General features: G+C 69.9%; 10 protein-coding genes. 7 read left to right on the plus strand and 3 right to left on the minus strand.

Annotated elements, in window-relative coordinates:
- Nucleotides 1-10: 10 nt before the first annotated feature.
- Nucleotides 11-1,378 carry a hydrolase gene (locus ACFOGJ_RS03810; RefSeq protein ID WP_379898258.1) on the minus strand — a complete coding sequence of 456 codons (1,368 nt, stop codon included), beginning with the start codon at nt 1,376-1,378 and terminating at the stop codon, nt 11-13.
- A 65-nt stretch (nt 1,379-1,443) separates the two neighbouring features.
- Between ACFOGJ_RS03810 and ACFOGJ_RS03815 the strand changes: the two genes are divergently transcribed.
- The gene (locus tag ACFOGJ_RS03815; RefSeq protein ID WP_379898259.1) at nt 1,444-2,307 is read left to right on the plus strand and encodes an enoyl-CoA hydratase; all 864 of its coding nucleotides are present in this window, start codon (nt 1,444-1,446) and stop codon (nt 2,305-2,307) included.
- A 14-nt stretch (nt 2,308-2,321) separates the two neighbouring features.
- Here ACFOGJ_RS03815 and ACFOGJ_RS03820 read toward each other — a convergent pair whose 3' ends face one another.
- Both ACFOGJ_RS03820 and ACFOGJ_RS03825 read right to left on the minus strand, forming a co-directional pair.
- Nucleotides 2,322-2,531, minus strand: a complete 210-nt coding sequence (locus ACFOGJ_RS03820; RefSeq protein ID WP_379898260.1) for a hypothetical protein — start codon at nt 2,529-2,531, stop codon at nt 2,322-2,324.
- 26 nt (nt 2,532-2,557) lie between these two features.
- Nucleotides 2,558-2,824 (minus strand): hypothetical protein, encoded by a 267-nt coding sequence (locus ACFOGJ_RS03825; RefSeq protein WP_379898262.1) that lies wholly within the window; start codon nt 2,822-2,824, stop codon nt 2,558-2,560.
- 812 nt (nt 2,825-3,636) lie between these two features.
- Here ACFOGJ_RS03825 and ACFOGJ_RS03830 point away from each other — a divergent pair.
- The 6 genes from ACFOGJ_RS03830 (at nt 3,637) to ACFOGJ_RS03855 (ending at nt 13,773) form a co-directional block, all read left to right on the plus strand.
- Entirely contained in the window at nt 3,637-4,092 is a 456-nt protein-coding gene (locus ACFOGJ_RS03830; RefSeq protein WP_379898263.1) for a MarR family winged helix-turn-helix transcriptional regulator, read from the plus strand.
- Between the two features lie 163 nt (nt 4,093-4,255).
- Nucleotides 4,256-6,193: an autotransporter assembly complex protein TamA gene (locus ACFOGJ_RS03835; protein ID WP_379898266.1), complete on the plus strand. Its 1,938-nt coding sequence runs from the start codon at nt 4,256-4,258 to the stop codon at nt 6,191-6,193.
- Nucleotide 6,194: 1 nt separating this feature from the next.
- A complete protein-coding gene (locus ACFOGJ_RS03840; protein ID WP_379898267.1) occupies nt 6,195-10,730 on the plus strand; it encodes a translocation/assembly module TamB domain-containing protein in 4,536 nt (1,511 codons plus the stop codon).
- Nucleotides 10,731-10,766: 36 nt separating this feature from the next.
- On the plus strand, nt 10,767-11,186 hold the full coding sequence (locus tag ACFOGJ_RS03845; protein WP_379898268.1) for a rhodanese-like domain-containing protein: 420 nt from the start codon (nt 10,767-10,769) through the stop codon (nt 11,184-11,186).
- A gap of 66 nt (nt 11,187-11,252) precedes the next feature.
- The gene (locus ACFOGJ_RS03850) at nt 11,253-12,815 is read left to right on the plus strand and encodes a fatty acid--CoA ligase (RefSeq protein ID WP_379898270.1); all 1,563 of its coding nucleotides are present in this window, start codon (nt 11,253-11,255) and stop codon (nt 12,813-12,815) included.
- Between the two features lie 130 nt (nt 12,816-12,945).
- Nucleotides 12,946-13,773, plus strand: coding sequence for a DODA-type extradiol aromatic ring-opening family dioxygenase (locus ACFOGJ_RS03855; RefSeq protein WP_379898272.1), 828 nt, complete (start codon nt 12,946-12,948; stop codon nt 13,771-13,773).
- Nucleotides 13,774-13,989: the final 216 nt, after the last annotated feature.

The following is a 13,989-nucleotide window of genomic DNA, read 5'->3' on the forward strand; positions in this document are numbered from 1 at the left end:
GATCTGCCCGTCAATAGGTCAGCTCGATCCAGCTGACATGGCCATCCACCGGCCAGGCCATGCCGGCCAGGCGTTCGTCCTCGAAATGGCCGACCACCGTCTGCGGCGCCGCCTCCGGCAGGGTCTTGAACACCTTCCAGACCCCTGGCACCTCGCTGTCCGGCAGGCCGGGCGCCGTCTCGCCGTCCAGCATCACCCGGTCCTGCTGCGCGCCGAAATAGCCGCGCGGCCGCATCATGCCGATGGCGGCACCGCCTTCCGCCTCCGCCGCCGCGCCTTCATAGGGATAGAGCCGCAGGCTGACCTGGTCGAAGGACCGCGGAAAGGGCGAGCGGTAGATATGGTGCACGGGATAGCCGTCCGCCTCGATCACGAATTCGTAGCTTTGTCCGGGGTCGGCGATGAACGGCCCCCACATGCCGTCGGCGCCGACGGTCTTCACATGCACGGCATTGCCGGCGCGTGCGCCGGTCTCCGGATCGGTCGGGAAGACCGTCACCTTCGCGCCCGCCAGCGGCCGGTTGGTCGGCCGGCCGTTGGCCCAGCCGCTGACCTTGCCGTCCAGCTGCGGCGCCGCTTCCGGGGTCACCGCGATGGTGTCGGGCTTCTTGCCGGTGATCGCCTCGTACATGATCGTGAAGGCCTCCGGCGAATAGCCGGTCTCGCGATGGTCGGCGCCGGGCAGGACGCGGTTGTCCGCACCCTCCAGCGCCGCGCCGTCATGGCCGACATTCAGCGGCACACCGGCCATGCCGATCCACTCCCCGGTCGGCTGGGCGTAGAGGTCGAAGCGGTCGGACCGGATCGTCACCGTCTTCACGCCCTCCGGCACTTCGGGCCCGGCATTCAGCGCGGTCAGGAAGCGTCCGGCACCGTTATATTCGCTGCCCTGCGCGGCGCCGGGGAAGTTGAACACGCCGTGATGCACGCAGCCCGCCAGGATCATGGCATCGGCGATATGCCGCCCGCCGCCGTTCTGGACATAGTTGCGAATGGTCTGGCAGCCGCGGGAATTGCCGACGAAGGCGGCGCTGTCGGCACCGGTCTCGATCAGGGTGCGGGCGGTGAAGCCGCCCAGCTGGCTTGCTACGTCGGTGGTGGAGGAGCGGTTCTCCTGCGGCACCCCGTCATCGCTGCGGGCGCTCGGCCGGTCCAGATCGACGGCGCGCAGCCGGTCGCGCGGATAGCCGTTGGATTCGAACCGCCAGGCCTGCACCATCCACAGTCCGGCGGTGTCGCTGTCGCCATGCACGAAGATCACCGGGGCCGGCCCTTCCGCAGCTGCCGGACCGGCGGCGAGGGCGAGAAGCCCCGCCGCGGCGAAGGCCAGGGCAGATGCGCGGCGCCTGCCGGTCCTGCCGATGCGCTGGTCGGTCATGTCTGTCTCCCCCCGTGTCGATATTTTGCGACGATGCTAGCCTGCCGGGCGGCGCGAGTCATGACGTGACGGTCGCGGCCGGGATGCGGGAGGAACGGAACGATGGCGGTGACGCGATGACGGCGGGTGCGCGGGCGGAGGGCGATGCGGACGGCGCGGTGCAGGTGGCGCCGGATCCCGCGCGGCCCGGCGTGGTGCGGGTGACGATCGACCGTGCGCGAAAGCTGAACGCGGTGAACGGCCTGCTTGCCGCCCGGCTGCGGGATGCCTTTCGCGGCCTGTCCGACGATACGGAGCTGCGCTGCGTGGTGCTGGCCGGGGCGGGCAAGGCGTTCATCGGCGGCGCAGACCTGTCGGAGATGGCGCAGCTGGATGCGGCCGGCGCAAGGGCGTTCATCACCGGGCTGCACGAAGTCTGCGCCGCGATCCGCGCCTGCCCGGTCCCGGTGGTGGCTGCGATCGGCGGCCATTGCCTGGGCGGCGGGCTGGAGATTGCCGCTTCCTGCGACCTGCGGATCGCGGCGGAGGACGCCGTGTTCGGCATGCCCGAGGTGCGGGTCGGCATTCCCTCGGTGATCGAGGCGGCCCTGCTGCCGCGCCTGATCGGCTGGGGCCGCACCCAGGACATCCTGCTGACCGGGCGCACCTTCGGGGCGCGGGAAGCGCTGGACTGGGGCTTCCTCAGCGCCGTGGCGCCGAAGGACGGGCTGGCGGCGGCGGTCGGCGCCCGCGTCGACGATATCCTGCGCGGCGGCCCGGCGGCGATCCGGCTGCAGAAGCGGCTGCTGTCGCGGTGGGAGGAACTGGCGCTGGCGGACGGCATCGAGGCCGGCATCGACTGCTTTGCCGATGCCTATTCCGGCGGACCGGAGCCGCAGAGGATGATGGGAGAGGCCCTGGCGGAGATGGCCGCCCGGCGGCGGCGCTAGCGAATGCCGAGCGCCTAGTCGGTGCGGGCGACCGACCGTCCGGTCGGATCGTCCACCGGCCAGCTGATGAAGGCGAAGACCCAGAGCATCACGAGATTGACCACCGGGACCAGCAGCAGCAGCGACCAGGCGCCACTGAATCCGGCCTTTTGCAGGCCCCGCCAGGCGCCGATCACGGTCAGCACCAGCAGGGCAAGGCCGACCACTCCGCCGAGGAATGCCATCGTCTAACTCCTTCCGGTACCGGATCTCACTGCGCGGACGGGCCGGCAGGGGGCGGCGGCGGGGCATGCGGCGCAACATCGCTGCCGCCGCTTCCCATGTCCGACCCGGGACCCGCCGGAGCTTCGTATTTTGGCCAGGTGCCATAGCCCCAGAGCAGCGCGGCGATCGGGCCGCCGATGCCGGGGATGGCAGCCAGCAGCGACCAGGCGCCGCTGCGCCCCGTCCGCTCGAACACCCGCCACAGCGGGATCAGGACCAGGGCGAGAACGATCAGGCTTTCGATGATTCCCATCGGCAGGTCACCGCTTTGATCTTCAACGAGCCTCAAAAGTGGCACCGGGGCCGCCGGCCTTCAAGCGGCCGCCGCGGCGGAGCGGGATTGCGGGGAATTCGGTCGAATTGCAGATAAATTTGCGGTGAATTTGTTCGCGAATTTTAAATGTAATCGTTTAAACAAAAGCTAGAATATCATAGCTAAAAACGGCAAATTGGATCGTATAAAATCGCACGAACGGTAATTTTTTTATTGACGACCGCTGCGGTTCTGTGGAGTATTTAACAAATGGTTATCGCTTCGTTGTCGGGGGTCGGCAGTGAAGTTTCCGAATGCCAAGTGATCCGGTTTTGGGTTCTTGGCTTTCAGTTCCGACACCGTCGTGCCGCAGTTGTCTTCCGCAGCCACCTCTGTGGTTCGACCCCTTCGGGCCAGTCCTGTAGGGAACGGTGTCTTTGGGGCGGGGGACGGACCCCCCGGCCTCCGCCCCATTTTTTTTCGCTTCTTTCCGTGAGGCGGCGCTTCGGCGCCGTTGGCCCGCTCCCGGAAGGCGGTCCGCTCCCGGCGGAGGGAGGGATGGTGCAAGGGCGCCCTTCCGGGTGTCTCGCGCTGTCGTCCAGCCCATCCCGTCGGAGCGGCCTGCGGGCTGCTGCCGCGGTACCCAGATCCCCCGCTCGAACGGCAGGTTCGTCGCGCCCCCGACAGGGCGGCTGCGGAAGCATTTGCGGCATCGGCTGCCTGCGGCGTTGCCCGCGCTTGGCGACCGGCACTACACTGCCGCGGTTTTCTCCCCGAACGAGGTTGGACAGGGCGCGCGGCGAGGATGAGGCGTGAGTGACATCTATCTCGACATAACCAGGGCCATCGAACGGCTGCACCGCCGGTTCCTGGACGTGATCCGGCACGAACTGAACCGCCTGGGTGTCGATGACCTGAATTCGATGCAGGCGCTGCTGCTCACGAACATCCGAGACCAGGAGGTCACGGCGCGCGACCTGATGGAGAAGGGCTATTACATCGGCTCCAACATCAGCTACAACATCAAGCAGCTGACCGATGCGGGCTATGTGGAGCAGGAACGTTCTCCGCGCGACAAGCGTTCCGTCCTTCTGCGGCTCACGGACAAGGGCCTGGCCCTGTGCACCCAGCTGCAGGAACTGCAGAACTCGCAGGCCGACGCCTTTGTCGAGGGGGATGTCTCCGAGGACAGCGCGGTGCTGGTCCGCGACGTGCTGAAGCGGCTGGAACGGCAGTGGGCCGACTACATCCACTACGGGCCCGGTTGACCACGGGCTGAACCTTCCCGCAGATGGCCCTGCGGATGCGCCGCAGCGGCCGCCGATGCCTATCGCCGGGCCCGTCGCCGGGCTGTTCTGCCTGTCGCAGCATTGCGACGGGCGGCCGGTGAGGCAGGCGTCCGTCCCCCCGAGGCAGGGAAGCGACGACAGAATGCCAGTGCCGGCGCGACGCCCGGAACCCCCAGACCGCCGCCGGCAACGTCCGGCGCTGCTTGCCCTCGCCGGCATTGCCGGCCTGTGGCTCTGTGCCCTGCAGGGCGTGGCGCTGGGCCAGCAGGCGCCGGACTCCCCACAGCAGGCCGCGCCCGAGGCGGCCTCCGGCACGTCCGCACCGGATGCCGAGGCGCCGCCTGCCGGCGGTGAATCGGCGACCGAGGCAGCGGGCATCCCCTACACGGTGGCGGTGACCGGCCAGCTGACGGACAGCGCCCGCAGCGTCTTCGACGAGGCGTCCGAACTGCAGCGCCAGATCGACCGGCTGCCCAGCGATATCGGCCTGCTGCGCCGGCGCGCGCGGGAGGATGCGCAGACCCTGGAGCAGATCCTGAAGAGCGAAGGCTTCTTCAATGCGGAGGTCGAGGTCGAGATCCGCGACCAGAGCCGGCCGGTCGAGGTCGAACTCAAGGTCGACGAGGGCAATATCTTCGTGCTGGCGGAAGCCGACGTGAAATTCGTCGGCAGCGCGGCGCCGCCCGACCTGCCGGAGGACATCCTTTCGATCATGGGCCTGCATATCGGCATGCCCGCGGTCTCCTCGACCCTGCTGGCCAGCGAAGGCCTGCTGCTGGACTACCTGAAGAACCGGGGACGGCCCTATGCCCGGGTGGTGGACCGCGACGCACGGGTGATCCTGTCAGAGGAGACCATGAGCCTGGACTATGTGGTCAATCCGGGTCCGCCGATAACCTATGGCCAGGTCACCATTGAAGGGGTCGAGGATGTCGATCCCGAATATATCCGCGAACGTGTGCCCTGGGCGGTCGGCCAGCCCTATGACGCCAGCCGGGTGAAGCGCTTTCGCGACGACCTGGCGCAGAGCGGGCTGTTCTCCCTGGTCACCGCCGCGCCGCCGCGGCGCCCGCCGGAAGGCACGGACGAGGCGCCGGTCAACGTCAAGGTGGAAGAGGCGAAGCCGCGCAGCATCGGTGCCGGCGCCTTCTATTCCACCACCGACGGGCCCGGCGTCCGTGCCTTCTGGGAGCATCGCAACCTGTTCGGCCTGGGGCAGTCGCTGCGCCTGGCGGGCGAGTTCTCGCGGGTCGCGAATTCCGCCGACGCCACCTTTCGCTGGCCCTGGTTCATGGCGCCGCGCCAGACCCTGGCGCTGCAGGCCGCCTATGGCGAGATCGACACCGAGGCCTATGACGTGCGGGGCACCCGCGTCTATGCCGGCCTGGAATGGCCGCTGTGGGAGAACTGGACCCAGAGCATCGGCATTTCCGGCGAACTGTCCCGCGTGGAATCGCCCGAAGGGCGCGAGAATGTGCGCCTGGCCGGCCTGCCCGTCAGGGTCACGCGCGATACCAGCAACGACCTGCTGAACCCGACGACAGGCAGCAAGCTGAACCTGGAGATGACGCCCTATTTCGGCGAATCCGACACCACCCTGACCTTCGTGCGGGCGATGGTGGACGGCACCCTCTACCTGCCGCTGGACGAGGCGCGGGACTTCGTCCTGGCCAGCCGGGTCCAGGTCGGCTCCATCTTCGGTGAGACGCGGGGCTCGATCCCGGCCAACAAGCGGTTCTATCTGGGCGGCGGCGGCAGCCTGCGCGGCTACAAGTATCAGAGCGTCTCGCCGCTGAACGCCTCCGACCAGCCGATCGGCGGCAAGTCGATGTTTGCCGTGACGACAGAGATGCGCTGGCGCTTCCTGGACGATTTCGGGCTGGTGCCGTTCATCGACGGCGGCAATGCCTTCAACAACATCTACCCCGACTTCTCCGAGCATCTGCAATGGGCGGCCGGGCTCGGCTTCCGCTACTACACGCCGATCGGCCCGGCCCGGCTGGACCTTGCCTTCCCCTTGAACCGCCGCAGCATCGACCGAAGTGTCGAGTTCTACATCAGCCTGGGACAGGCCTTCTGAGATGAGCAACGATCCGGCAGCGCGGCCCCCCTCGGCCGAACCCGATCCCGGTGCCACGCCGGGCCAGGCCGCGACGCAACCCCGCGCTGCCAGGCGCGGGCGCCTGCGGCGCCGCCTGCTCTGGGGCGTCGGCGGCGTGCTGGCGGTCGTGCTGCTGCTGCCGCTGCTGCTGGTCGCGGGCCTGCTGGCCTGGGTGAATACCGAAGGCGGCCGCGCCTGGATCGTCGGCCAGGTGGCGGAGGCGACCTCCGGCAGCACGGCGCAGGTGACCATAGGGGGTCTGTCCGCCGGCCTGCCGGGCGCGATCTCGGTACAGGATGTGCGTATCGCCGATGAAGAGGGCACCTGGCTGACCCTGGCGGAGGCGCAGCTGCGCTGGGACCCCTGGCGCCTGCTGTCCGGCGTGCTGCGGGTCGACAGCCTGACGGCGCGCCGCATCGACATTGCCCGGCTGCCGGGCGGCGACGAGGCCCCACAGGACTCCGCGCCGTTCGACCCCAACACCCTGCTGCCCGACCTGCCGGTGGCCGTGTCAATCGGCGAGGTGGACCTGCAGGATGTGGCGATCGCGGAACCCGTCGCCGGCATGGCCGCGCTGCTGGACCTGCAGGCGCAGGCGTCGGTCACGCCGCAGGCAGGGGCGGAGCTCAGCCTGGACATCCGCCGCAAGGACGGGGTCGGCGGCAGGGTCACCGGCCGCGCCGAGATCACGCCGTCGGCCGGCGCCGACCGGATCGACCTGGAGCTGGAGGTGAACGAGCCGGCCGGCGGGCTGATCGCGGCGATGGCGGAATGGCCGCCGACGGCGCCGGTGCGCCTGCGCATCACCGGCAGCGGGACCCTGGCGGAGGTCACTGGCGACATCGCCGCAAGGGTGGGCGAGATCGCGCGGATCGACGGCCGTTTCAGCGCCGCCTATGCCGCTGCGGGAGAAGCCACCGACCTGCAGATCGACCTGCAGGGCGATGTCGCCGCCCTGCTGCCGGAACCGGCGCGGCCGCTCGCCGGCGGGTCGCAGCAGCTGAAACTGGAGGCGCGATCGGAAGCCAGCGGCAAGGTGACCATCCGGCAGCTGGCGCTGACCACCCCGGCTTTGTCCCTCAGCGGCGAGGCGGCAATGGACCCCCTGGCCGGGCCGGTCAGCGCCGCGCTGACTGTCGACCGGCTGGATGCGGCGGCCCTGCAGGCCTTCCTGCCCGGCCTGGAACTGCAGGGGCCGCGGCTGCGCCTCGACCTGGGGGGCACAATGTCGGAGCCGACCCTGGACCTTGCGGTCGAGGCCCGGCAGGTGGCGCAGGACGGGATGGCGCTGCGCGGCCTCTCCCTGACAGCCAGCGCCCGCCCGGTCGTGCCGCTGGGCGATGCCGGACTGCCGGAGATCGACATCGCGGTGAAGGGCGGGGCGGATTCCGTCGGCCTGCCCGATCCGTCGGCACAGGCGCTGCTGGACCGCGGACTGCAACTCGATCTGTCCGGTCGCGCGGATCCCGAGGCGGAGGCCCTCACCTTCGACAATCTGACAGTGACCCTGCCCGACCTGACCCTGACGGCCAGCGGCAAGGGCGGTGCCACCGGCCCGGCGGCGCTTCGGGCCAGCCTGGACGCGCCGGATCTGGCAGTCCTCGGCAGCGCCTTCGGGGTGCCGCTGAAAGGCGGCCTGCAGGCCGATATCACCGCCTCCGGCAGCGACCTGGCGGCAGCCGAACCCGGCGCATGGCAGGCCAGCCTGTCGGCCCGCCTCCGCGACTTCGGCTATGACGACCTGCCGCTGCAGCCGCTGCTGGGCGAGACGGCAATTCTGGAACTCGACGCGCGGGGCGACGGCGCGGCGCGGGTGGCGGTGTCGAACCTGAGCCTGAAGGGCGCGGCGATCGCCGCCTCCGGCGGTGGGGAGGCGCAGCTGGCGGCCGAGCGGCTGGATGCCGACCTTCAGGTGACCCTTGCCGACCTGTCCGCCCTGTCGGCGCTGGCCGGCATGGAGATGTCGGGCATGGCGGCCCTGCAGGTGGACCTGGCCGGCAACCTGTCTGCGCCGGCCCTGGATGCGGAGCTGCAGATGCAGGATGCGGTCCTGGCCGGCACGCCGGCCTCCGGGCGACTGACGGCGAAGGCGCCGTCCCTCGGCCTGCCGCTCGACATGGACCTGGCCCTGGACGGGCGCGCGATGGACCTGCCCGTGCGGCTGCAGACCGGCCTGGCGATAACCGCCGACGGCGGCACCCTGAAGGTCGAGAACCTGCGCGGCGCGCTGGCGGAAGCGGCGCTGAGCGGCAATCTGGCGGTCGACCTGGACAGCAGCCTGGCGCAGGGGCGCCTGGATCTCGACATCGCGGAACTGAAGGGACTGACCGGCCGCTTCGGCGCGCCGCTTTCCGGCGGCCTGAAAGGTGGTGTGACGCTGGCGGCAAAGCCGGCGGGGCAGGGTGTCACCGCCGACGTGATCGCCAGCGGACTGGCCATGCCGGACGCCGGCCTGGAGGTCCGCAGCGCCCGCCTGCAGGCCGACCTTGTGATGGCGGAGGCCGGGCCGCGCGGCACGGTCGACCTGGAGCTGACCGAGGTCGAGCAGGCCGAGGCGGTCCTCGACAAGGTGACCCTGCGCGCGGAGGGGGACCTGGCGGCGCAGATGCGCGCCAGCCTGGAAGGCGCCGGCGACCTGAATGTCGGCGGCCGCAAGAAGCCGCTTTCGTTCGCCGCCCAGGCGGCGCTGAAGGGCCTGCCGCCGGAGCTGACCGCCGACCTGTCGGGGATCCGCCTCTCCCTGGGAAAGCAGGCGATCCGCCAGCAGGGCAGCGCCGCGCTGGCCATGAAGGGCGAGGAGATTGCGCTGCAGGGCCTGCGGCTGGATGTCGATGGCGGCGGCAAGGTGGCCGTCGATGCCACCTCCGCGCCCGCGGCGATCGAGGCGAAGGTCGTGGTGGCGCAGCTGCCCCTGGCCCTGGCCGGGCTGGTGGTGGAGGATCTGCCGCTCACCGGCACGGCGGACATGACAGCTGACCTGCAGCTGCGCCCCGGCCGGCCGCAGGGGAACGTTGTCCTGGAGGTCACCGACCTGAAGCCGGTGCAGGAGGAATACCAGAGCCTGCCGCCGTCGACGGTGACCGCCCGCGCGCAGCTCGGCGAGCGGCGCCTGGGCCTGCGCGCGGAATGGCAGGCCCTGGGCGCCGATCCGGGGCGGCTGGACCTTGCCGTGCCGCTGCGCAGCCCGGCAGGTTCGTTGTTCCCGGAACCCGACGAGGCGGGGGCGCTGGATGGCAGGCTGTCCTGGTCGGGGGACCTGGCGCAGCTCGGCGTGTTCGTGCCGGTGGACAGCGAGATCGGCGGCCGTTTCGAGGCGGACCTGACCATCGGCGGCACCCTGGGCCAGCCGCGCGTGCCGGGCAGCATCCGGATCCAGGACGGCGTCTACCGCAACTACACCACCGGCACGATCGTCACCGACCTTCAGGCCAGGGTCGATGGCGGCGAGGACGGGCGCCTGGAGATCCGGGCCGAGGGCGGCGATTCCGCCGGCGGCCGGATCAACGTCACCGGTCATATCGACCTGGAGGGCGACCCGCTGCCGGCCTTCGAGGTCAAGCTCGCCACGCAGCGATTCGTGGCCGCGCGACTGGACCTGGCGACGGCGACGATCTCCGCCGACCTGACGGCTTCGGGCACGCCGCTGCGCAACACGGTCGAGGGGCAGGTCACCGTCGCGGCCCTCGACATCCAGATCGGCGGCGGCCTGCCGCCGTCGGCCACGGTGATCCCGGTGACGGTGGTGCCGCGGCCCGGCGCGCCGCCGCTGAACCCGCAGGAGCCGCGGGAGGCGGCGAAGCCCAGCCGCACCCGGCTGGACATCGCGGTGACGATTCCGCCGCGCATGACGGTCGGCGGCCGCGGCCTGGAATCGACCTGGTCGGGGAACCTGCAGGTCGCGGGCACGACGAACAATCCCCGCATTACCGGCCAGATCACGGCAGTGCGCGGCAATTTCAACCTGGTGGGGCGGCAGTTCAACCTGACCAAGGGCGTGATCGGCTTCAGCGGCGGCACGCCGCCCAATCCCGACATCGACATCGTGATGAGCTACGAGGGCGAGACGGCGACCGCCAACATCGTCATCAGCGGCACCGCCTCCGATCCGAAGCTCAACCTCACCTCCAACCCGTCGATGCCGGAAGGCGACATCATCTCCGCGGTGCTGTTCAACCGCCGCACCGCGCAGCTTTCCCCGGCGGAGGCGCTGGAGGTGGCCACCTCGCTGGCGGCGCTGACCGGGCGTGGGTCGCCGGGGGCGGGGATTACCGGCCAGGTGCGGCAGGCACTGGGCCTGGATGTGCTCAGCGTCGGCTCCAGCGCCGACGGCAAGCCGGCGCTGAATGCCGGGCGCTACATCACCGACGACGTCTATGTCGGCGTGCGCCAGGGGTTGGAGAGCAATTCCGGATCGGTTGCGGTGCAGGTTGATTTGACCGACAACATCCAGGTGGAAACCGATGTCGGCGTGGATTCCAACTCGTCCGTCGGGATCAACTGGAAATACGATTACTGACAGCAAGGACGCGCAGTCGATGCGGGAGGATGGGCGATGCCGATGAAGAAGGGCTACAAGGCGCTGGTGGACGAGGCGATGGCCGAGGTGGAGACCCTGTCCGTCGACCAGGCGGCGGAGGCGGCCGGCCGCGACGACACCCAGCTGGTCGACATCCGCGACGTCCGGGAGCTGAACCGCGAGGGACGGATTCCCGGCGCCCTGCATGCGCCGCGCGGCATGCTGGAATTCTGGATCGACCCGGAGAGCCCCTACCACAAGGAAGTCTTTGCCAGCGGCAAGAAGCTGATCTTCTTCTGCGCCGGGGGCCTGCGTTCGGCGCTGGCCACGAAGACCGCACAGGACATGGGGCTTGAGAATGTCGCCCATATCGAGGGCGGCTTCGGTGCCTGGCGCAAGGCCGGCAAGCCGGTGCAGGCGCCCGAGACGGCACCGGGCGAGGCCGGAAAGAAGTAAGCATCGTATTGCGGCAGGGCCACGCCAGAACGGCCCGCCGCTGTTTCCAGACAGGGAGGAAAAGGAATGAGCGAGGCGGAAGCCTATCGCACGATGGCCGATATCGTGCGTGTCCAGGCGCGGCAACGCGGCAACAAGGACGCCATGCGCTTCAACGGCACGGCGATCTCCTACGCGCAGCTGGACGACCGCGCCAGCCAGGTCGCCAACGGGCTGGCCGCCTGGGGCATCGGCAAGGGCGACCGGGTCGCGGTCCTGGACAAGAACGATCCCGCCTTCTTCGAGCTCTGGTGCGGCGCCATGAAGATCGGCGCGGTGCTGGTGCCGGTGAACTGGCGCCTGGCGCCGCCGGAGATCGCCTATGTCGTCAACGACGCGAAGGCGAAGGCGCTGTTCGTCGGCGGCCCCTTTGCTGAGACGGTGGCCAAGGTCCGCGACCAGGTGGGCACCGTCGGCCATGTGGTGGGCATTCACGATGCCGGCCCGGACGGCTATGCCGCCTGGCGCGACGCGCAGCAGGTGACCGACCCCGACCTGCCGATCGCCCCCGACGATGTCGCGATCCAGATGTACACCTCCGGCACCACCGGCCATCCGAAGGGCGCGCAGATCATGCACGCCAACCTGGCGGCGGCCTTCAAGGCGGGCTCCAACCATTACGGCAACTGGTCGGCCGACGACGTGAACCTGGTGGCGATGCCGCTGTTCCACATCGCCGGCAATGGCTGGGGGCTGGTCGGCCTCTACCATGGCGCCACCAACGTGATGCTGGCGGATGTCGACCCGAAGGAGATCCTGCGTCTGATCCCCGAGCATCGGATCACGAAGATCCTGTTCGTGCCGGCGGTGATCCTGTTCGTCCTGCAGGTGCCGGGGGTGGAAAAGGTGGATTTCTCCAGCGTCGACACGGTGGTCTACGGCGCCAGCCCGATCCCGGTGGAGCTTGTGCGCCAGGCGGTGAAGATCTTCGGCTGCGAGTTCGTGCAGGTCTACGGCCTGACGGAGACCTGCGGCTCGATCACCTATCTGGGGCCGGAAGACCATATCAACCCCACCGGCGACCGCCTGAAGTCCTGCGGCAAGCCCTGGACCGGGGTGGAGGTGCGCATCCTCGACGCGGCCGGCAAGGAACAGCCGGTCGGCGAGGTGGGCGAGATCGTCTGCCGTACCGGCCAGGTGATGAAGGGCTACTGGAACCTGCCGGAAGAAACGGCGAAGGCGATGCACGGCGAGTGGTTCCATACCGGCGATGCCGGATATCTGGACGCCGACGGCTATCTCTACATCTACGACCGGGTGAAGGACATGATCGTCTCCGGCGGCGAGAACATCTACCCGGCGGAGATCGAGAGCGCGCTGTTCGGCCATCCGGCGATCGCCGACATCGCGGTGATCGGCGTGCCCAGCGACCGCTGGGGCGAGGAGGTAAAGGCCTGCATCGTCCTGAAGCCGGGTCAGACGCTGACCGAGGCGGAGCTGATCGCCTATGCGCGGGAGCGGATCGCCGGCTACAAGGTGCCGAAGTCCGTCGACGTGCTGGAGTCGCTGCCGCGCAACCCCTCCGGCAAGCTGCTGAAGCGCGAGCTGCGCGCGCCCTACTGGGAAGGCCAGAGCCGCCAGGTGCACTGAGCGCCCGGCGGCCGGCGCCGTGCCGGCCGCCCCTGGCCTGGGGAAAGTCCGTTTCCGCGGCGGGAACTTGTGCCGCACCGCGCGGCACGCCATCTGCTGATCCGGTGACAGTCGAGCAGGAGTGGTGCCGGTGAGTGGACGGACGAATGGCGGCGTGCGCCAGCCCACATTCTATATCCCGCATGGCGGCGGCCCCTGCTTCTTCATGGCCGATCCGCCGGGGCGGGAAGGCATGTGGGACGCGATGGCGGCCTTCCTGCGCGGCCTGCCGGACCTGCTGCCGGAACGGCCGCGGGCCCTGCTGGTGATCTCCGCCCATTGGGAATGCCCGGTGCCGACAGTCATGGACGCGGCGGCGCCGCCATTGCTGTTCGACTATTACGGCTTTCCCGACCATACCTACCGGCTGACCTGGCCGGCGCCGGGCGACCCGGCGCTGGCGGCACGGGTGCGCGGGCTGCTGGCGGCGGCGGGCATGGCGAGCGGTTCCGACCCGGACCGCGGCTACGACCACGGCGTCTTCGTGCCCTTCCTGCTGATCGAGCCGGAGGCCGCGCTGCCGACCGTGCAGCTGTCGCTGCAGGACGGCCTGGACCCGGCGACCCACATCGCGATCGGCCGGGCGCTCGTCCCGCTGCGCGACGAAGGTGTGCTGATCGTCGGCTCCGGCCTCAGCTACCACAACCTGCAAGGCCTGTTCGCGCCCGACCCGCGGGCAGCGGCCGCGGCGGAAGCCTTCGACACCTGGCTGACCGGCACGGCGGAGGCGGACCCGGAGCGCCGCGCCGCGCTGCTGACTGACTGGGCGCGCGCGCCGGGCGCCCGCGCCAGCCACCCGCGGGAGGAACATCTGCTGCCGCTGATGGTGGCGGCCGGCGCCGCCGGCACTGATCCCGGCCGCCGGGTCTATGCCGACCGGATCGCCGGCAAGCCGGTTTCCGCCTTCGCCTTCGGGTAGGTGGCGGCGGGCAGCGTTTGGCCGTCCCGTCCTCCGGGCGCAGCTCTGCCGTCCCGTCGCGGTCCTCGGCTCAAGGCCCTACGGCATTCACACATCGTCTCGACGCGGTTTCCCTGCCGCCGTCGTCCTCGGGTTTATATGAGGCGGCTTGTGTCAAGGCGTTGCCGGTAGATTTGCAGCAGCTTTTTCTGTCGGGCGGGACGCAGGTCGCGCAGG

The organism is Marinibaculum pumilum, assembly GCF_042646425.1.
Classification (GTDB): Bacteria; Pseudomonadota; Alphaproteobacteria; order Ferrovibrionales; family Ferrovibrionaceae; genus Marinibaculum; species Marinibaculum pumilum.

What these genes read in the sequence shown, in the direction of transcription:
- ACFOGJ_RS03810 (WP_379898258.1), bottom strand. Translation starts at nt 1,378, where the DNA reads ATGACCGACCAGCGCATCGGCAGGACCGGCAGGCGCCGCGCATCTGCC.
- ACFOGJ_RS03820 (WP_379898260.1), bottom strand. Translation starts at nt 2,531, where the DNA reads ATGGCATTCCTCGGCGGAGTGGTCGGCCTTGCCCTGCTGGTGCTGACC.
- ACFOGJ_RS03825 (WP_379898262.1), bottom strand. Translation starts at nt 2,824, where the DNA reads ATGGGAATCATCGAAAGCCTGATCGTTCTCGCCCTGGTCCTGATCCCG.
- ACFOGJ_RS03835 (WP_379898266.1), top strand. Translation starts at nt 4,256, where the DNA reads ATGCCAGTGCCGGCGCGACGCCCGGAACCCCCAGACCGCCGCCGGCAA.
- ACFOGJ_RS03840 (WP_379898267.1), top strand. Translation starts at nt 6,195, where the DNA reads ATGAGCAACGATCCGGCAGCGCGGCCCCCCTCGGCCGAACCCGATCCC.
- ACFOGJ_RS03845 (WP_379898268.1), top strand. Translation starts at nt 10,767, where the DNA reads ATGCCGATGAAGAAGGGCTACAAGGCGCTGGTGGACGAGGCGATGGCC.
- ACFOGJ_RS03850 (WP_379898270.1), top strand. Translation starts at nt 11,253, where the DNA reads ATGAGCGAGGCGGAAGCCTATCGCACGATGGCCGATATCGTGCGTGTC.